This is a genomic window from Streptococcus sanguinis (assembly GCA_013378335.1).
GTDB lineage: Bacteria > Bacillota > Bacilli > Lactobacillales > Streptococcaceae > Streptococcus > Streptococcus sanguinis_I.
Genome location: CP040556.1, coordinates 1,193,536 through 1,211,903, shown reverse-complemented (window position 1 = coordinate 1,211,903; position 18,368 = coordinate 1,193,536). Strand labels below are relative to the sequence as shown.

Below are 18,368 nucleotides of genomic sequence, written 5' to 3'. Positions count from 1 at the left end.
TTTTTAAAATATTGTTTACAGTTATCTTTGGTTTTCAGTAGAAAAGCGAGGGAACTATATGACCGAACACTATACCCATCTTTTGCAAGAAGTACTAAATGCTGCAAAGGAATTAGCTATTCAAAAACACAATTATCAAGTGGACATTCCGCATGTCTGGACAGTGCTGACCCAGCCTCAGGCTTTTGCCTTGGAATTCTATACCGGTTTGGACCTTGATATTAATGAATTTATCAGCGTCATCAATCAGGAACTAGCCAAGATTCCTGTATTTTCACATACGGACAAGAACCGATTTGGACGTCAGTATAGCCAGCGTCTCAAGAATCTTTTAGATGATGCAGAGGCTGAGAGGGCGGAACTGAGGGACGAGGTAGTAACAGTAGAACACCTGATTCTCAGTTTATTTCATCAGCAGCGAAATCCGATAACTGTCTTTTTGAAGCAGGCAGGGATTGATAAGGAGCTGGTTGCGAAAAAGTTGAATAAGGTTCGTCAAGGCAAACGAGCAGTCTCTTCCAGTCAGGAGAGTCGCTATCAAGCCCTGAGCAAATATGCAACTAACTTTAATCAGTGGTTGGCAGACCAGACTGGTAGGAAGGTGATAGGCTGCAAAGAGGAAATCAATGATATTATCCGTGTCCTTTCCAGAAAAGACAAGAGCAATGCCATTCTCATAGGCTTTCCAGGTGTTGGAAAATCCAAAGTAATGGAGGGATTTGTTGGCAGATTGATTGCTGATGATGTTCCGGAACATTTACTGGGCAAGGAAGTTTTTAAGTTAAATCTAGGCGGACTGATTGCCGGAACTAAATATAGAGGAGAGTTTGAAGAGCGCTTCAAGGCTGTTTTGGATGAGGTGCTGGCTGCTAAGAGGAAGATTATTCTTTATATTGAGGATATCCACCAAATCGTGACAGCAGGTCGGACAGAGGGCTCTCTTGATGCAGGTAATCTTTTAAAGCCGCTCTTGGCTCAGGGACAGATTAATATCATCGGCACAACGACTTTTGCTGCCTATCGAGAAAGCTTCGAGCTAGATCAAGCTTTGGAGGGGCGCTTCCAGCGCATTCGCATTGAGGAGCCTGATCAAGATAAGGCATTGACAATTCTGCAAGGACTGCGGGAGAATTATCAGGACTTTCACGGAGTTTCCCTGACGGATGAAGCTCTGCAGGCAGCGATTAGTCTTTCAATTCGTTATCTGTCAGATCGTTATTTGCCTGATAAGGCACTGGACTTGATTGATGAGGCTTGTGCTGTCAAGAAAATCCAGCTAACTCAAGCGGAAACTGAACGACCAAACGTCAGTCGGGAAGATATAGCTAGTATCGTAGAGCGTATAACAGGAATCAAAGTGCAGGGAATCATGGACAATGAGCGCGAACACCTGCTAAATCTAGACAAGCTCCTGCGCCAGAGAATTGTAGGGCAAGACCAGGCTGTTCAAAAGGTTTCAGAAGCGATTTTGCGCTCGAGAGCAGGAATTCAAAATCCCAAGCGTCCTATTGGTTCATTCCTCTTTCTTGGTCCGACTGGAGTTGGGAAGACTGCTCTGGCAAAAGCCCTTGCTGAGCGGCTGTTTGGCAATGAGCTGGAAATGGTTCGACTGGATATGTCTGAATACATGGAAAAACATGCCGTGGCTCGTTTAGTTGGTCCACCGCCAGGCTACGTAGGATTTGAAGAGGGAGGACAGCTGACAGAAGCTGTTCGTAGAAGGCTTTATTCGATTGTCTTGCTGGATGAGATTGAGAAAGCCCATCCGGATGTATTTAACACCCTGCTGCAAGTATTGGACGAAGGACGCTTGACAGACTCTAAAGGGCGTACTATCGACTTTAAAAATACTATTTTGATTATGACAAGCAATATTGGCTCCCAGCAGATTTTGGAAAGTCTCAAAAGTGAACAGGGACTGACTGCTGAAACGCAGGAAGAAGTTCTGTCCTTGCTGCAACATAGCTTTAGGCCAGAGTTTTTAAATCGAATTGACGAGACGGTTATTTTCAACCCTCTGAGGGCAGAAGATATGATCAATATCGTAAAAATTATGGTTCGGCAACTTCAGGAAAGGTTGAAACATCAGAAGATTCAGCTTTATCTGAGCGAAGAAGTTTACGCTTTTTTAGCCCAGAAAGGCTACCAACCAGAGTTTGGTGCTCGTCCTATTCAAAGAAGCATTTTGCGCTATCTAGAAACGCCTTTGGCTCGTTATTTGGTCGAAAATAAGGAAACAACTGAAATGACAGTTCAAGTCGGTTTGAAGGATGGGCAACTGGATTTTAATTATTTGGTATAAGCTTCTTCTAAAAAGCAAGCGCTTACTATGTGTAGACGAAGAAAATGAAGAAAGGAGGTTCATGGTTTCTGAGCAGACTCTATCCTGAGATTTTGAAATGAGTCTTAGGTATACGAAAAATAATGAGATACTTTTTGTATCTATAGCCGACAGCAATCATTTTGATTGTTGGAGCACCCTTTGCATTTTATGAAAGGAGGAGTGTTTTGTCTGTTTATGATGTTTTGATTATCGGTGCTGGACCGGGCGGTTATGTGGCTGCTGAAGAAGCAGCTCGTTTGGAAAAAAGGTGGCTGTGGTAGAAAAGAAGTCTATCGGCGGAACCTGCCTGAATGTGGGATGTATACCGTCTAAGGCTTATCTCCAGCACGGTCATTGGTTGCTGACAATGGAGGAGGCTAGGCGTTATGGCATTGAGAGCAAGCTTGAAAGGATTGATTTTGAGAAATTGGTAGACCGAAAGAATCAGGTTGTTGCCAGTTTGCAATCTGGAATTCATGCTAGCTTTAAGTCTTTAGGTATTGAATATATCCAAGGGCAGGCCAAGTTTGTCAAAGACCGAACTTTCTCCGTCAATGGTAAAGAAATCAGTGGCAAAGATGTGATTTTGGCTACTGGCAGTTATCCTTTTGTGCCTCCTATCAAGGGATTGGAACAGGTTGACTATCTAACGACGGATACGTTTTTTGACTTGAGGGAGCTTCCTGAGAAGTTAGTCATTATCGGAGGTGGCGTTATCGCAATTGAGCTAGCTTTCGCTATGGCTCCTCTGGGTGTCGCTGTCACTGTTATTGAGGTTGCGCCGGAAATTCTTTTGACCGAAGAAGCTGAAGCGCGACATGTGATTCAAAAGAAACTAAAGAAAATGGGGGTGATGATTTATCAGGGAGCGCAGATAAAGGAAGTAACTGCTAATTCTGTCTTACTTGAGAACGAGCAGGTTGCTTTCGACCATCTTTTGGTCGCTACTGGCCGCAAACCAAACCTAGAGCTAGCCAAGGATATGGGTTTAGCCTTGACAGAACGGAATTTTGTCAAGGTAGATCAATACTACGAAACATCCAAAGAGCATGTGTATGCTATCGGTGATCTTTTGGAATCTTATATGTTGGCTCACGTAGCTAGTGCAGAAGGGATAAAGGCTGTAAAAGCTATCTGCCGGAGAGCTGAAGAAGCAGTTGATCCGCTGGGTGTTCCCGTTCACTCTACACCAATCCTGAAGTGGCTTCTTTTGGTCTCAGCAAGGAAGAGGCTGAGAAGGCGGGCTATGATGTTCTGGTCGAGCAGCTGCCTTTCTCTTATAATGGGCGGGCTATCGCTATAGGTGAGACGGAGGGCTATGTCAAGCTAATCTCAGAAAAGCAATACCATCTTCTGCTAGGTGCAGTCATCGTCGGTCCGAACGGTACAGATCTTCTGCAGAATTTGATTTTGCTGAGGCAGGCTGAAGCAACGCTGGATCAAGTTCTTGAAACGGTTTTTGCTCATCCGACCACATCAGAACTAATACAAGAAGTCGCAAAAAGACTCGTTCAGGACGATTAATGAGGAGGTAAAAATATGTCAAATTATAAAGATTTACCACAACGATTGACCAAAACAAGAAGCCAAAGTGCTGTATCGGAGCTAGTCGATTTAAAAGTCCATGATGCTACTGAAGTTGAGGTGGAGCAGATTTCCAAAGAAAAAGCCAAGACCATGTATAAAACCATGTGGGATATCCGTAATTTTGAGGAAAATACTCGGCGTTTCTTTGCTGCAGGACAGATTCCTGGCTTTGTTCACCTTTATGCCGGAGAGGAAGCGATTGCTACGGGTGTCTGTGCAAATTTGACAGACCAGGACTATATTACCAGTACTCACCGGGGACACGGTCACTGTGTTGCTAAGGGCGGTGATTTAAAGGGAATGATGGCAGAAATTTTTGGTAAGGAGACTGGACTTGGAAAAGGAAAAGGCGGATCTATGCACATCGCTGACTTGGACAAGGGAATCCTCGGTGCCAATGGTATGGTTGGTGGAGGCTTTGGTCTAGCTACCGGTGCAGCAATGCGCAACAAGTACTTGAAAACCGACAGTGTAGCTGTCTGCTTCTTCGGTGACGGTGCGGCCAATGAAGGGAATTTCCACGAATGTCTCAATATGGCATCAATTTGGAAACTGCCAGTTATCTTTGTCAATGAAAACAACTTCTTTGCAGAATCGACACCGCAATGGTATTCTTCAGCGTCTGGCACCATTGCTGAGAGAGCGGCTGCTTATAATATGCCTGGCATCCGGGTTAATGGTAAGGATTTATTCGCTGTCTACCAAGTAGCTAAGGAAGCTGTAGAACGGGCTCGTAGAGGGGAAGGACCTACCTTGATTGAGGCTGTTACGTATCGGGATCATGGTCACTTTGAAGGAGACGAGCAGAGGTACAAGGCTCTGGAAGGTGAAGAAAAAGACTGGGCTGATGTGGATGCTCTGGACGTCTTCCGTGATTACGCTATCGAGCATGGCCTCTTGACTGAAGAGGAGCTTGATGCCATCTTAGAAGAGTCTCGAAAGGATGTGGAAGAAGCAATCAAATTTGCTCAAGACAGTCCGATTCCTCGTTCTGAGTCTCTGTTGGAAGATGTATTTGCTGATTGATAGAAGGAGGTTGATCAAATGGCTAGACAACTGTTATTTATGAAAGCAATCAATGAAGCGCTGGATCAGGCAATGGCAAAAGATGACACCGTAATCCTTCTGGGAGAAGATATTGCTGGCGGTGCAACAATCAAGCACTTGGAAGAAGAAAACGAAGAAGCTTGGGGCGGTGTAATGGGTGTAACCAAAGGGCTTATGCCAAAATACGGCCGAGAGCGGGTGATTGATACTCCGATTTCTGAGCACGGATACGTGTCAGCTTCTGTTGGAATGGCCCTGACTGGCTTGCGGCCAGTACCGGAGCTGATGTTCAATGACTTTATCGGTTTCTGCTTTGACGCCATTCTGGGGCAAGGCTCAAAAATGCGCTATATGTTTGGTGGTAAGGCCAAGGTTCCGATGACAATGCGGACCATGCATGGGGCAGGAGCTTCGGCTGCAGCTCAACACTCGGGTTCATATTACGGTATCTTTGGATCTATTCCTGGTATAAAGGTAGTTGTTCCAGCAACTCCGTATGATGCTAAAGGGTTACTGCTGGCTTCCATTGAAGACGACAATATCGTGATTTATTCAGAAGATAAGACTCTCTATGGTATCAAGGGAGAGGTACCAGAAGAATATTATACAGTTCCAATTGGAAAGGCTGCTGTCCGCCGTGAAGGAACAGACCTCACTATCGTTACTATCGGTAAAATGCTTTATGTTGCTTATGAGGTGGCGGATCGCTTGGAAAAAGATGGTATTTCGGTTGAAGTGATTGACTTGAGAACGGTAGCCCCTTGGGATGAGGAGACAGTCTTTGAATCAGTCAAGAAAACTGGACGGCTGATTATCGTTGATGAATCCAACCCTCATAATAACACAGCGACGGATATTGCAGCTGTAGTGACTGATAAATGCTTTGATTATCTTGATGGCCCGGTAAAATGCGTCTGCGCGCCAAATGTGCCGGTACCATTTGCGGTGAATTTGGAACAGCTCTATATTCCTAATGCTGATAAGGTTCTGACAGTTGCTGCGGAATTGATTGACGATCTGAAGAGATAGAAGGGAGGCAAGTATGGCTACAGAAATTGTAATGCCTAAGCTAGGCTTAACAATGACCGAAGGTCTGATAAATAACTGGCTGGTCAAGGAAGGCGACACCGTAGCTGCTGGTCAGCCTGTCTTGGAAATCAGTTCTGAAAAATTGACCAGCGATGTAGAGGCGCCAAGTGCAGGAGTGATTTTAAAAATTATCAGTCAGGCGGGCGATACTGTCCCGTGCAAGAAAGTAATTGCATGGATTGGTGAAGCAGGAGAATCTATTCCAGGTATGGAGACGGAAGAAGTCTCTGCGAATAAATCAGAAAGTGATAAGGGAGCAGTTGGTTCAGAGCCAGAGCTAGCTGAAAAAACTGTGGCAGCAAGTTCCAACACTGTCGGAAAAAATGAAAAAGGACGTATTTTCATCACTCCGCTGGCTCGAAAGATTGCTAAGGAAAAAGGATATGATATTTCCATGATTTCAGGAACGGGAGGCAAGGGCCGCATTACCCGACGGGATGTAGAGAATCATAAACCAGAGGCACTCCCAACCCAAGCACCGGAAAGTAGTTTAGCAATCCTTCAGCCGGCTAGTCAGGCTGACTATGGTGCAGGATTGACAGGCATTCGCAAGACTATTGCAGAGCGGATGATGACCAGTCTCCAGACATCAGCTCAGGTCACCTTGCACCGTAAGGTGGATATCAGCAGGCTGATGATCTTTAGACAGGATATGAAAGATAAGGTGGCTTCTCCATTAGAAAATGGCGAAATCAGCATCACGACTCTGCTGACAAAGGCAGTTGCCAAGGCATTGAAAGATCACCCTCAGCTCAACGCTTGGTATTTCAATGGTCAGTATCAGGAAGTAGAAGATATTCATATCGGTATTGCGACTGCGCTTAGTGATGGTCTGGTGGTGCCGGTCATTCGTCACGTGGATAAGCTGACATTGGCTGATTTGGGCTTAGCTATCAAAACAGAGGCCAATCAAGCTCGTAAAGGAACTTTGGATCCAGCTCTTTACTCAGGTTCAACCTTCAGTATTACCAATCTCGGGGGAGCAGGAATTGAGTATTTCACTCCTATCCTAAATACACCAGAAGTGGCCATTTTAGGAGTTGGTGCCCTTCAAACGTCACTGGCTCTTGACAGCCAAGGACAGGTCTGTGAGCAGAAATTCCTGCCGCTCAGCTTGACTTTTGATCATCAAGTTGTAGATGGTCAGCCCGCAGCGGAGTTTCTAGCAAGTCTAGCGGACAAATTGGAGTCTCCTTACGATTTGGTTTTCTGATAAATGAATAGGGACAATCATTCCTAAGTGAAAATCATAACCACCCGTCTAACGGGTGGTTTGTACCAGGGCTATAAGCCCACATCACCAGCCAGCGCCTAAAGACGCTGGCTTTCACTTTGTTCAAGCCTCATTGCTTTTGACTCGTCACAAACCTCTCAAAGAGGTGTTTGCATCACTTACCACTATCCCTAAAGGGATCCTCATATTCTTTTACACTCAATTTATCCAACGCTATATCATGCTTTTCCTGCTCTTGGATATATTTCTTAATGGTGGCTTCATTAAGCCCTACTGTACTCACGTAATAACCTTCCGCCCAAAAATGTCGGTTCCCAAACTTGTACTTTAGGTTGGCGTGTTTGTCAAACATCATGAGAGCACTTTTGCCTTTTTAATACCCCATAAAACTAGAAACACTTATCCTCGGTGGAATACTTACCAACATATGGACATGATCTGGCATTAAGTGACCCTCGATAATTTCAACACCTTTATAACTACATAATCGGTGAAATATTTCACCCAAACTGTTTCGATATTGATTATAGATAACTTTTCGTCTATACTTAGGTGTAAACACAATGTGATATTTACACATCCACTTTGTGTGTGATAAACTATGTGCCTTTTGCGCCATATTTTTCTCCTTTCGCTTCACAATGGGCTTGAACACCTTTATTGTATCGCGTTTGGAGTTTTTTTGGTATAACCTTCGATGCGCACCCGCATAGCGGGTGGTTTATTTGTCTCGCACCTAGCGGAGCGAGACAGACTGAAAGTCAATAATAAAAAGGCCAGCTGCTGATGGTGATACGAGCAGCTGGCTATTCTTTTTTTATTTTTCCCTCATTTGACCTTGTGGGAAGTAAGTTCCTTCTGGCATGTCGTTAATAATGACATGGACAGCAGACTGAGGTGCGCCTGTATTTCTGACAACGGCTTCAGTTACTTCCTTGGCAAGAGCTTTTTTCTGCTCCAGAGTACGACCTTCAAATAAATCAATTCTAACAAATGGCATATTTTCTGCCTCCTTTATTTCGTTATTATTATTTTATCACAAATGAGGTTTTAAAGAGTAATGAATTATGGTAAAATAATGTGAAGTAAAAATGGAGATAGTGAATTAGCAAAGATTTAAATTATGGCTCAGTTATACTACAAATATGGCACGATGAATTCGGGCAAGACCATTGAAATTTTGAAAGTGGCCCACAATTATGAAGAACAAGGCAAGAGCGTAGTCATCATGACCTCAGCTCTTGATACCCGCGACGGCTTTGGTGTCGTTTCTAGTCGTATCGGTATGAAGCGGAATGCTATGGCTATTGAAGATCAGACGGATATTTTTGGCTATATCCAGCAGCTGCCTGAAAAACCTTATTGTGTTTTGATTGATGAGGCTCAGTTCTTGAAACGCCATCATGTCTATGATTTGGCTAGAGTGGTGGATGAGTTGGATGTTCCAGTTATGGCTTTTGGTCTGAAAAACGACTTTCGCAATGAACTCTTTGAAGGCTCCAAACACCTCTTGCTCTTGGCTGACAAGATTGAGGAGATTAAAACCATTTGCCAATATTGCTCTCGTAAGGCCACCATGGTTTTACGGACTGATAACGGAAAGCCGGTTTATGACGGAGAACAGATTAAAATTGGCGGCCACGAGACCTATATCTCAGTCTGCCGCAAGCACTATTTTAACCCTGACATTAAATAATCCAATGATAGAAATAAAGGAGATGATGAAAAATCTATGAACATCTATGAACAGTTACAAGCGGTTGAAGATCGCTACGAAGAACTTGGTGAACTCCTAAGCGACCCAGATGTAGTCAGCGATACCAAGCGCTTTATGGAGCTTTCTAAGGAAGAAGCCAGCACCCGCGATACAGTGGCGGCTTACCGCGAGTATAAAAAAGTTCTGCAAAACATCACAGACGCCGAAGAAATGATTAAAGACGCCTCTGGTGATGCGGACTTGGAGGAAATGGCCAAGCTGGAACTAAAAGATGCCAAGACTGAAAAAGAAGAATACGAGGAAAAACTAAAAATCCTTCTTTTACCGAAAGATCCAAACGATGATAAGAATATTATCCTTGAAATCCGCGGTGCAGCAGGAGGAGATGAGGCTCAGTTGTTCGCAGGAGACCTCTTGCAGATGTATCAAAAATATGCTGAGAGCCAAGGCTGGCGCTTTGAAGTTATGGAAGCTTCTTACAATGGTGTAGGTGGAATCAAGGAAGTGGTCGCTATGGTCTCAGGTCAGTCGGTCTACTCAAAGCTTAAGTATGAATCTGGCGCTCACCGCGTACAGCGGGTTCCTGTAACCGAAAGCCAAGGCCGCGTTCACACCTCGACGGCAACCGTCTTGGTTATGCCAGAAATCGAAGAAGTCGAATACGACATTGATCCTAAAGATTTGCGCGTTGACATCTACCACGCGTCTGGTGCTGGCGGACAGAACGTCAATAAGGTTGCGACCGCTGTTCGTATTGTCCATCTGCCAACCAATATCAAGGTCGAAATGCAGGAAGAACGGACCCAGCAGAAGAATAGAGATAAGGCTATGAAAATCATCCGAGCCCGCGTAGCAGACCACTTTGCTCAAATTGCTCAAGATGAGCAGGATGCAGAGCGCAAGTCTACGATTGGCACAGGTGATCGCTCAGAGCGGATTCGTACCTATAATTTCCCGCAAAACCGGGTGACAGATCACCGTATCGGTTTGACCTTGCAAAAGCTGGACACGATTTTAGCTGGCAAACTGGATGAAGTCGTTGACGCTCTGGTTCTCTATGACCAAACTCAAAAGCTAGAAGAGCTGAATAAATAATGACATTAGCTCAATATTTGGCTGTGCTAGAGCAAGAGCTAGTAGCAGTGGGAGAAGAAGCAGAAAGCCTGACTTTCGTTTATCGGGCTCTCAATGAGCTCTCCTTTACCGACTTTGTTCTCAAGCTTCGGACAGAAGTCGGCCAGGAAGACCGTGAGCAGCTAAAAGCAATTCAAAAGCAGTTGCTTTCTCACAACCAGCCCAGTATATCATTGGCAGCAGTGACTTTCACGGTTTGACTCTCAAGGTTGATGAGCGTGTTCTGATTCCAAGGCCTGAGACGGAGGAGCTGGTGGAGCTGATTTTGTCAGAAAATCCCGAAAATTCTCTGTCTGTCTTGGATATAGGGACGGGTAGCGGAGCCATTGCTCTTGCACTGGCAAACGGCCGTCCAGACTGGCAGATTACTGCTTCAGACCTTTCGAAAGACGCTCTTTCCTTAGCAGCAGAAAATGCTCAGTCTTGCAGCCTTAGTCTTGCTTTTGTCCGATCCGATTGTTTTGAAGCAATCAGTGGGAGCTTTGACATCATCGTCTCCAACCCGCCCTATATTTCAGAAGCGGATAAGAATGAAGTTGGACTTAACGTTTTGACATCAGAACCTCACATGGCCCTCTTCGCGGAGGAGGATGGCTATGCCGTCTATCGGAAAATAGCAGAGCAGGCAGGAGACTATCTGACAGAAAAGGAAAAATCTATCTGGAAATTGGATACAAGCAAGGAGACGGTGTCAGGGAGTTACTTAAACAATCCTTCCCTAAAAAACGAATCCGAGTTCTGAAAGATCAATTTGGCAAAGATAGAATGGTGGCAATGGACAATGGATAAGATAGAAAAGACTCTGGCAGCAGGCGGAGCAGTTGTCCTGCCTACAGAAACTGTTTATGGCCTCTTTGCCCAGGCTTTGAATCAAGAGGCGGTTGAACGAGTCTACGAATTAAAACGAAGACCTCGTGCCAAGGCTCTTAATCTCAATGTGGCTAGCTTGGAAGAGATTTATGCCTTTTCCAAGAATCAGCCCAGTTATCTGAAGCAACTCTATCAAACCTTTCTACCTGGGCCGCTGACTATTATCCTCCAAGCCAATGACCGAGTGCCTGCTTGGATAAACTCAGGTATGAAAACCGTAGGTTTTCGGATTCCTAAACATCCGGTCACCCTGGACTTGATTCGGAAGTACGGTCCCTTGATTGGTCCATCCGCCAATCTTTCTGGAAAAGCTAGTGGAACTTCTTTCCAGCAGATTATGATGGATTTCCAAGAGGAGGTCTCGGGGGTAGAAGATGATGACTCTTTGACCGGTCAGGATTCAACTATTCTAGACTTGTCTGGAGAAAAGGCTCTTATTTTACGCCAAGGGGCAATCACTCGCGAGGATATTCTCGCCCAAGTAAATGGTATAAAATTTTAACTTTTAGGACCTTAGGTCCTATTTTCGCAAAAGAAGGGAGACACCTTATGATTTTTGACCAAGAAGACTACAAAGCATTTGACCCAGAGATTTGGGAAGCAGTTGCTAAAGAAGAAGAACGTCAGCAGCATAATATTGAGCTGATTGCTTCAGAAAATGTCGTTTCTAAAGCTGTCATGGCTGCTCAAGGTTCTATTTTGACCAATAAGTACGCTGAAGGTTATCCAGGTCGCCGTTACTATGGTGGGACAGATGTAGTGGATGTGATTGAGAGTCTGGCAATTGAACGCGCCAAGGAAATCTTTGGTGCTAAGTTTGCTAATGTTCAGCCTCACTCAGGCAGCCAGGCAAATTGCGCTGCTTATATGGCTTTGATTGAGCCAGGCGATACAGTTATGGGTATGGATTTGTCTGCCGGCGGCCACTTGACTCATGGTGCATCAGTCAGCTTCTCTGGTCAAACCTATAATTTTGTATCTTATAGTGTTGATCCGGAAACAGAATTACTTGACTTTGATGCAATCCTCCAGCAAGCCAAGGAAGTTCAGCCTAAGCTGATTGTGGCAGGGGCTTCAGCCTACTCTCACATCATTGACTTTTCAAAATTCCGTGAAATCGCTGATGCAGTAGGTGCCAAGCTTATGGTAGATATGGCTCACATCGCCGGCTTGGTTGCTGCAGGTCTCCATCCTAGCCCTGTTCCTTATGCAGATATCACAACCACGACAACCCACAAGACCTTGCGTGGTCCTCGCGGCGGCTTGATTTTGACAAATGATGAAGACCTAGCTAAGAAAATTAACTCAGCTATCTTCCCGGGCATTCAAGGCGGACCATTGGAGCATGTCATTGCAGCCAAAGCAGTTGCCTTTAAAGAAGTACTTGACCCAGCTTTCAAGGTTTATGCTCAGCAGATTTTGGACAATGCCCAAGCAATGGCGCAAGTCTTCCGTCAGCATGACAAGTTCCGTGTGATTTCTGACGGTACTGAAAATCACCTTTTCTTAGTTGATGTCACTAAGGTTGTAGAAAATGGGAAAGTAGCGCAAAATCTCTTGGATGAGGTTAATATTACCCTCAATAAAAACTCCATCCCTTACGAGACTTTGTCACCATTTAAGACTAGCGGAATTCGTATCGGTACAGCAGCTATTGCAGCTCGAGGCTTTGGTGTAACAGAAAGCATCAAGGTAGCCGAGCTTATTATCAAGGCTTTGGAAAACACTGAAAATGAAGCAGTGCTGAATCAGGTACGGGCAGAAGTTCGCGAATTGACGGACGCTTTTCCGCTCTATGAGGGCTTGAACTAAGATGGATATTTACGTAAAAAAAGCGATTATTCATCAATTCAGCCCAGCTGATACCGAACTGCTGCTGGCGGATAAGTTTCTCAACATCACTCCCAAGATTGAAGAGTACCTGCGCAAGAAGATTGAGCGGGTCTATTCTGATGATGCTAAAACAGGTGTTTTCGATCCCGAAAATGTCTTTTTAGCCCATCTTTCAGATGACCTACTGGAAACATCAGTGACAGTGACCAAGCTCTGGCAGGAGGAGTTTTCAGTCAGTGAAAACCAGAAAACCAACGATCTGATTTTTGTCCAGTTTGACAAAGAAGGTGTGGAGCATTTTGCTTTTCTGCGGATTGCTCTGCGGGAAACTCTGACCCACTTAGGTGGCGAGGCGGACAATCCTATCAAGCTGACGCAGAACAATCTGCCTGGCTTTGGTACGGGTGCGGACGAGGCTTTGGTCATCAATCTCAAATCTCGCAAGTACCATCTGATTGAAAAGCGCATCAAGTATAACGGTGCCTTTCTCAATTATATGTCAGACAATCTTTTGCAGGTCAATCCGACAATCTCAGCTAAGAAATCAATCAAAACGCTTGAGAAGACTGCTCAAAAAGTTGCTGAAAGTTTTAACAAAGACGATTTTCAGTTCCAGTCCAAGGTCAAATCCAGTATTTTCAAAAATTTGGAAGAAAATGACGAACTGTCGCCTGAGAAGTTGGCCGATGATCTTTTTGACAGCAATCTGACTGCCCGACTTACCTTTATTGACCAAGTCAAGGAAGCTATTCCTGAGCCAGTCAAGTTTGATGAGATTGACAGCAGCCGCCAGAAGAAAAAGTTCGAAAATCAGAAACTCTCCCTTTCAAATGGAATTGAACTCATCGTTCCTAATAATATCTATCAGGACGCAGAGTCGGTAGAATTTATCCAGAACGATAACGGGACCTATTCTATTTTGATTAAGAACATCGAGGATATCCAAAATAAATAATGTTTAAATTTCTAAGAAGACTGATTTTAGTCCTTTTCGTGCTCTTTGCTGGCTACAAGATTTATCAGGTTCATCATGATGTCAAGCAGGTCATGAAGTATCAGACATTGGTCAGAGAAGTGCTTGATGAGCAGGACACAGCGGCCAATGAAGAATTGGTGCTGGCCATGATTTATACAGAGACCAAGGGGAAAGATACTGATGTTATGCAGTCCAGTGAAAGCGCAACTGGTCAGACCAATGCCATCACGGATAACAAAGAAAGTATTCGCCAAGGAGTTCAGACCTTGTCTGATAACCTAGAGTTAGCTAGCGAGAAAAAGGTGGACGTTTGGACAGCAGTACAAGCCTATAATTTCGGTCAGGCTTATATCGACTATGTCGCTAAAAACGGTGGTGAAAATACGCTGGAGCTAGCAAAGAAATATTCCAAAGATGTAGTAGCACCAAGCTTAGGAAATGTAACTGGTAAGACCTACGGCTACTATAACCTGATTTCAATTTTCCACGGGCCAGAACTCTATATCAACGGCGGTAATTATTATTATTCCCGTCAGGTCAAGATGAACATGCACATCATGCGCCTCTTAAAATGGTTTTAGAGAGTGGGACAGAAATCGGTAATTCGTTAGAATTCGATTTCGTCGTCCCACCTCCGCACAGTGAGGCTAGGACTTTTGTCCCAGCCTCTTTTTTGATGGTAAAGTAATAATCTGGATATTTGTAACCACGATGGATACATGATATAATTTTGTACATCTATCATAAAAAGGAATGAAAAATGAACAAGAAACTCGGTTTTAAGCTCCTTATTCTGGTTTTAGTGACAATTGCCGGTCTAACAGCTTTTTACAACCATAAAGAAGCCACTGAGCTCAACACAAAACAATATGTGCAGTCAACAACGCCGACCTTGTTTTTCCATGGTTTTGGATCCAGCTCTAATGCTGAAAATCATATGACAGAGGCTGCCAAAAAGGCTGGAGTCACTCAGACAATTATCACAGCAAATGTCAGTAAAAATGGGCAAGTAAGCTTATTAGGAAAGATACCGAAAGGTGCTATCAATCCCATTATTAAGGTAAACTACGAAGATAACCGCAATGCCGACTATGCTCAAGATGGCAAATATGCAGCAGCTGTGATTCGTAAGTTACAAGAGACTTATGGCTTTGATAAGATGAATCTGGTAGGCCATTCGATGGGGAATATGTCCATCCTCTTTTATATGCTGGAAAACGGTCAGGATGAAAATCTTCCTCAGTTGCAAAAGCAGGTCAATATTGCCAACCATGTTAACGGTCTGGAAGGAAGGGACTTGCCTGATGATTTGAGTATCTTAGATGACCAAACTGGCCAGCCTAGTGCTATGAGCCAGACTTATCAAAATCTACTGGGATTACGAGAAGTTTACCCGCAAGAGCAGGTAGATGTTTTGAACATTTACGGTGATTTTAAAAATGAATCCGACGGTTCTGTCCTCAATATTTCTTCTCGCAGTCTCAAATACCTTCTGATTGAAAATGCTAAATCTTATCAGGAAAAGAAAATCACAGGTCAGTTGGCTCAGCACAGCCAATTGCATGAGAATCCAGAAGTAGACGAATTACTGATAGACTTCCTTTGGAAAAAGTAGAAAAGAGCAGTTGCTGGCTAGCAAATTCAGTGACTGTTTTTTCTTTGAACTTCTTTGAGAAATGTTGTAAAATGTATCTATTATCTCAAACCATTTATGGATGAGATAATAATAACTCCATCATTGCAGCAACTCAACTGAAGCACTCTGAATATCAAAAGGAGCGAAAATCACAAGCTCAAGAAACAGAAATTCGAGGCACCCAGAAAGAAGTTTGCTCTATAAAAAGCTATAGAACTTGGGAAACTATAGCGGGAGGAAAAGAGGAAAACAATATGAAATTCAAAAAAACTTTAATGACAGCAGGAGCCTTGTTGGCTACTCTGTTTACTGTATCGACCGCAGCTGCCGATTCAAATGTTCAGAAAGTCATTGATGAGACATACGTGCAGCCAGAGTATGTGCTGGGTTACTCCTTAGATGAGAGCCAAAAACAGCAGACCTTGCAGATGTTGGGCTACAATTCATCCAGCGATAGCAAGGCAATTAAGACCATGACACCGGAAGTCTACTCTAAAATCATGGATGTTGCCAACGACCCTAGCCTGCAGCTTTATTCTTCTGTAAAAATCCAGAAATTAGGCAGCAATAAGCCATTAGAGGTCAATATTGTCACTCCGCAAAACATCACAAAGGTTACAGAAGATATGTATCGCAATGCGGCTGTTACTTTAGGTGTTCAACACGCGCAGATTACTGTTGCAGCACCGATTCCGGTGACAGGTGAGAGCGCCTTGGCAGGGATTTACTACTCTCTAGAGGCTAATGGTGCGACCATTCCTCAGGAAAATAAAAACCTAGCTCAGGAAGAACTGGCTGCCCTTTCTAGTATCAATGCTGAAAACACAGGTAAGGAAGGCTATGACGCAGACAAGCTCAACGTAGCCTTGGCTGATATCAAAGCGGCTATTGCCAATGCTAAGAAGAACAACAGCAATCTGACAGAAGATGATGTCCGTAAGATTGTTGAAGAAACCTTGAAAAACTATGGGCTGACTCAGTCAGTGACCAGTGACCAAATCAACCTCATCGTGAATTTCGCTATCAATCTTTCAAACAGTGGAGTCATTACGGATTCTGACTTTACGAAGACGCTTAGCGACTTGAAAGACAGTATTGTTTCAAAGGCTGGGGATACTTTTAATAATATTAACCTCAACTTTGATGCAAACGGCCTCCTTCAAGAAGGCGGTAATTTCTTTTCTAATATCTGGAATGCCATTGTCAACTTCTTTAAAGGATTGTTTGGCGGTTAATTCCAAGACTATGCAAAACAAGGCTGGGACTAACATGTCCTAGCCTTGTTTGTTATTTCTTAATATGTTAAATCCTCTATCAGGAGCCTTCTGGTGGAGGATTATTAAATAAGATTTGCTTATTACTCCCACTCTACAGTTGCAGGTGGTTTGCTGGTGATATCGTAGACGATACGGTTGACATGGTCTACTTCGTTGACGATACGAACAGAGATTTTTTGCAGAACTTCCCAAGGAATCTTGGCAAAGTCAGCTGTCATTCCATCGATAGAAGTGATGGCGCGAATCGCAATTGTGTAGTCGTAAGTCCGGCCGTCACCCATGACACCAACAGATCGGACTCCAGTATTAACAGTAAAGTATTGCCAGATGGCGCGGTCAAGACCAGCTTTGGCAATTTCTTCGCGGAGAATAGCATCCGATTCGCGGACAGTTTCTAATTTTTCCTCAGTGATTTCTCCCATAACGCGAATAGCAAGTCCTGGTCCTGGGAATGGCTGGCGCCAGACAATTTCATCAGGCATACCAAGCTCTGTACCCAAAGCACGAACTTCGTCCTTATAAAGAGTATTCAGTGGCTCAATCAACTCAAACTGCATGTCTTCCGGCAGACCACCCACGTTATGGTGAGACTTGATAGTCTGAGCGGTGTCAGTTCCGGACTCGATAACGTCTGTATAGAGCGTTCCTTGAGCCAAGAATTTCACATCTTTCAGTTTGCTGGCTTCGTCGTCGAAGACATAGACAAACTCGTTTCCGATGATTTTACGTTTTTGCTCTGGATCAGAAACACCGGTTAGTTTATCAAGGAAACGTTTAGCTGCGTCTGCCTTGACGATATTCAAACCAAATTTGCCGCCAAGCATATCCATGACCTGGTCAGCTTCGCCTTTTCGCAAAAGACCATGATCCACAAAGATACAGATTAGTTGATCACCGATTGCTTTCTGCAAGAGAACACCGACGACAGAAGAGTCTACACCACCAGAAAGTCCCAACAGCACCTTCTTGTCACCAACAGTTTGGCGAATTTTTTGAATTTCCATGTCAATGAAGTTATCCATAGACCAGTCGCCTTTGGCTCTACAAATATTAAGAGCAAAGTTACGAAGAATATCATAGCCAAATTCTGAATGACGAACCTCAGGGTGGAACTGAATGCCGTAGATTTTCTTAGTAGGATTTTCAATTGCTGCAAAAGGACAGTCAGCAGAAGTACCAGTACGGACAAAGTCAGCGGGAATCTCTGTTACTGCATCTCCATGGCTCATAAGAACTAGCTGGCTTTCAGGTGTTCCGTTGAAAAGGCTGGAGTTAGCGGTATGTGACAGAGTTGACTGCCCATATTCTCGATTTCCAGCATGACCAGCAGGGACAACCTTGCCGCCCAGCTTGTGAGTCAACAGCTGCATACCATAGCAGATCCCCAAAACTGGGATTCCCAACTCGAAAATTTCTGGGTCAATATCAAAAGAGCCGTCTTCATATACAGAATTTGGACCGCCTGAAAGGATAATTCCGACAGGCTGGATGGCACGGACTTCGTCAGCGGTAATCTTGTGGCTCTTAAGCTCAGAAAAAACACCGATTTCACGAATGCGGCGTGAAATCAGCTGGTTGTACTGGCTTCCGTAATCAAGCACGATGATCTTTTCGACATCTTGCAATTCAGTTCTAGTTGTCATCT

At 44.1% G+C, this 18,368-nt stretch carries 14 protein-coding genes and 3 pseudogenes; 14 read left to right on the top strand and 3 right to left on the bottom strand.

From position 1 onward, the window contains the following. Positions 1–58 precede the first annotated feature (58 nt). The 5 genes and pseudogenes from FFV08_06440 to FFV08_06420 all read left to right on the top strand — a co-directional run bounded on the left by FFV08_06440 (position 59) and on the right by FFV08_06420 (position 7,259). Complete coding sequence (locus tag FFV08_06440; GenBank protein QLB52292.1) at positions 59–2,302, top strand: ATP-dependent Clp protease ATP-binding subunit; 2,244 nt, start codon at positions 59–61, stop codon at positions 2,300–2,302. A 206-nt stretch (positions 2,303–2,508) separates the two neighbouring features. Then, positions 2,509–3,847, top strand: a pseudogene (gene lpdA / locus FFV08_06435) (dihydrolipoyl dehydrogenase). A 15-nt stretch (positions 3,848–3,862) separates the two neighbouring features. Beyond that, positions 3,863–4,936: a thiamine pyrophosphate-dependent dehydrogenase E1 component subunit alpha gene (locus FFV08_06430; protein QLB52291.1), complete on the top strand. Its 1,074-nt coding sequence runs from the start codon at positions 3,863–3,865 to the stop codon at positions 4,934–4,936. Between the two features lie 18 nt (positions 4,937–4,954). After that, entirely contained in the window at positions 4,955–5,986 is a 1,032-nt protein-coding gene (locus tag FFV08_06425) for an alpha-ketoacid dehydrogenase subunit beta (GenBank protein ID QLB52290.1), read from the top strand. 13 nt (positions 5,987–5,999) lie between these two features. Continuing rightward, positions 6,000–7,259, top strand: coding sequence for a 2-oxo acid dehydrogenase subunit E2 (locus FFV08_06420; protein ID QLB52289.1), 1,260 nt, complete (start codon positions 6,000–6,002; stop codon positions 7,257–7,259). A 175-nt stretch (positions 7,260–7,434) separates the two neighbouring features. Here the strand turns inward: FFV08_06420 and tnpA are convergent. Next, a pseudogene (tnpA, locus tag FFV08_06415) lies at positions 7,435–7,899 on the bottom strand (IS200/IS605 family transposase). A 198-nt stretch (positions 7,900–8,097) separates the two neighbouring features. Further along, on the bottom strand, positions 8,098–8,280 hold the full coding sequence (locus FFV08_06410) for a 4-oxalocrotonate tautomerase (protein ID QLB52288.1): 183 nt from the start codon (positions 8,278–8,280) through the stop codon (positions 8,098–8,100). Positions 8,281–8,403: 123 nt separating this feature from the next. On the opposite strand from FFV08_06410, the gene FFV08_06405 reads away from it, so the two are divergent. The 9 genes and pseudogenes from FFV08_06405 (at position 8,404) to FFV08_06365 (ending at position 16,681) form a co-directional block, all read left to right on the top strand. Next, entirely contained in the window at positions 8,404–8,976 is a 573-nt protein-coding gene (locus FFV08_06405; protein QLB52287.1) for a thymidine kinase, read from the top strand. A gap of 36 nt (positions 8,977–9,012) precedes the next feature. Then, on the top strand, positions 9,013–10,092 hold the full coding sequence (prfA, locus tag FFV08_06400) for a peptide chain release factor 1 (GenBank protein QLB52286.1): 1,080 nt from the start codon (positions 9,013–9,015) through the stop codon (positions 10,090–10,092). After that, positions 10,092–10,920: pseudogene (gene prmC / locus FFV08_06395) on the top strand (peptide chain release factor N(5)-glutamine methyltransferase). Before prfA ends, prmC begins: the two are co-directional and overlap by 1 nt. After that, positions 10,913–11,503, top strand: coding sequence for a threonylcarbamoyl-AMP synthase (locus FFV08_06390; GenBank protein ID QLB52285.1), 591 nt, complete (start codon positions 10,913–10,915; stop codon positions 11,501–11,503). The pseudogene prmC and the gene FFV08_06390 overlap by 8 nt, the downstream one beginning before the upstream one ends. 47 nt (positions 11,504–11,550) lie before the next feature. After that, complete coding sequence (locus FFV08_06385) at positions 11,551–12,813, top strand: serine hydroxymethyltransferase (protein QLB52284.1); 1,263 nt, start codon at positions 11,551–11,553, stop codon at positions 12,811–12,813. Between the two features lies 1 nt (position 12,814). After that, a complete protein-coding gene (locus FFV08_06380; GenBank protein QLB52283.1) occupies positions 12,815–13,789 on the top strand; it encodes a nucleoid-associated protein in 975 nt (324 codons plus the stop codon). Next, complete coding sequence (locus FFV08_06375) at positions 13,789–14,391, top strand: lysozyme family protein (GenBank protein ID QLB52282.1); 603 nt, start codon at positions 13,789–13,791, stop codon at positions 14,389–14,391. Before FFV08_06380 ends, FFV08_06375 begins: the two co-directional genes overlap by 1 nt. 179 nt (positions 14,392–14,570) lie before the next feature. Continuing rightward, positions 14,571–15,425: an alpha/beta hydrolase gene (locus tag FFV08_06370; GenBank protein QLB52281.1), complete on the top strand. Its 855-nt coding sequence runs from the start codon at positions 14,571–14,573 to the stop codon at positions 15,423–15,425. 275 nt (positions 15,426–15,700) lie between these two features. Continuing rightward, on the top strand, positions 15,701–16,681 hold the full coding sequence (locus FFV08_06365) for a DUF1002 domain-containing protein (protein ID QLB52280.1): 981 nt from the start codon (positions 15,701–15,703) through the stop codon (positions 16,679–16,681). 122 nt (positions 16,682–16,803) lie between these two features. On the opposite strand, the gene guaA is transcribed toward FFV08_06365, so the two are convergent. Beyond that, the gene (gene guaA, locus FFV08_06360; protein QLB52279.1) at positions 16,804–18,366 is read right to left on the bottom strand and encodes a glutamine-hydrolyzing GMP synthase; all 1,563 of its coding nucleotides are present in this window, start codon (positions 18,364–18,366) and stop codon (positions 16,804–16,806) included. Positions 18,367–18,368 lie beyond the last annotated feature (2 nt).

Bases quoted from the DNA above. Each gene is read 5' to 3' on its own strand.
- FFV08_06440 (QLB52292.1), top strand. From the start codon at position 59: ATGACCGAACACTATACCCATCTTTTGCAAGAAGTACTAAATGCTGCA.
- FFV08_06430 (QLB52291.1), top strand. From the start codon at position 3,863: ATGTCAAATTATAAAGATTTACCACAACGATTGACCAAAACAAGAAGC.
- FFV08_06425 (QLB52290.1), top strand. From the start codon at position 4,955: ATGGCTAGACAACTGTTATTTATGAAAGCAATCAATGAAGCGCTGGAT.
- FFV08_06420 (QLB52289.1), top strand. From the start codon at position 6,000: ATGGCTACAGAAATTGTAATGCCTAAGCTAGGCTTAACAATGACCGAA.
- FFV08_06410 (QLB52288.1), bottom strand. From the start codon at position 8,280: ATGCCATTTGTTAGAATTGATTTATTTGAAGGTCGTACTCTGGAGCAG.
- FFV08_06405 (QLB52287.1), top strand. From the start codon at position 8,404: ATGGCTCAGTTATACTACAAATATGGCACGATGAATTCGGGCAAGACC.
- prfA (QLB52286.1), top strand. From the start codon at position 9,013: ATGAACATCTATGAACAGTTACAAGCGGTTGAAGATCGCTACGAAGAA.
- FFV08_06390 (QLB52285.1), top strand. From the start codon at position 10,913: ATGGATAAGATAGAAAAGACTCTGGCAGCAGGCGGAGCAGTTGTCCTG.
- FFV08_06385 (QLB52284.1), top strand. From the start codon at position 11,551: ATGATTTTTGACCAAGAAGACTACAAAGCATTTGACCCAGAGATTTGG.
- FFV08_06380 (QLB52283.1), top strand. From the start codon at position 12,815: ATGGATATTTACGTAAAAAAAGCGATTATTCATCAATTCAGCCCAGCT.
- FFV08_06375 (QLB52282.1), top strand. From the start codon at position 13,789: ATGTTTAAATTTCTAAGAAGACTGATTTTAGTCCTTTTCGTGCTCTTT.
- FFV08_06370 (QLB52281.1), top strand. From the start codon at position 14,571: ATGAACAAGAAACTCGGTTTTAAGCTCCTTATTCTGGTTTTAGTGACA.
- FFV08_06365 (QLB52280.1), top strand. From the start codon at position 15,701: ATGAAATTCAAAAAAACTTTAATGACAGCAGGAGCCTTGTTGGCTACT.
- guaA (QLB52279.1), bottom strand. From the start codon at position 18,366: ATGACAACTAGAACTGAATTGCAAGATGTCGAAAAGATCATCGTGCTT.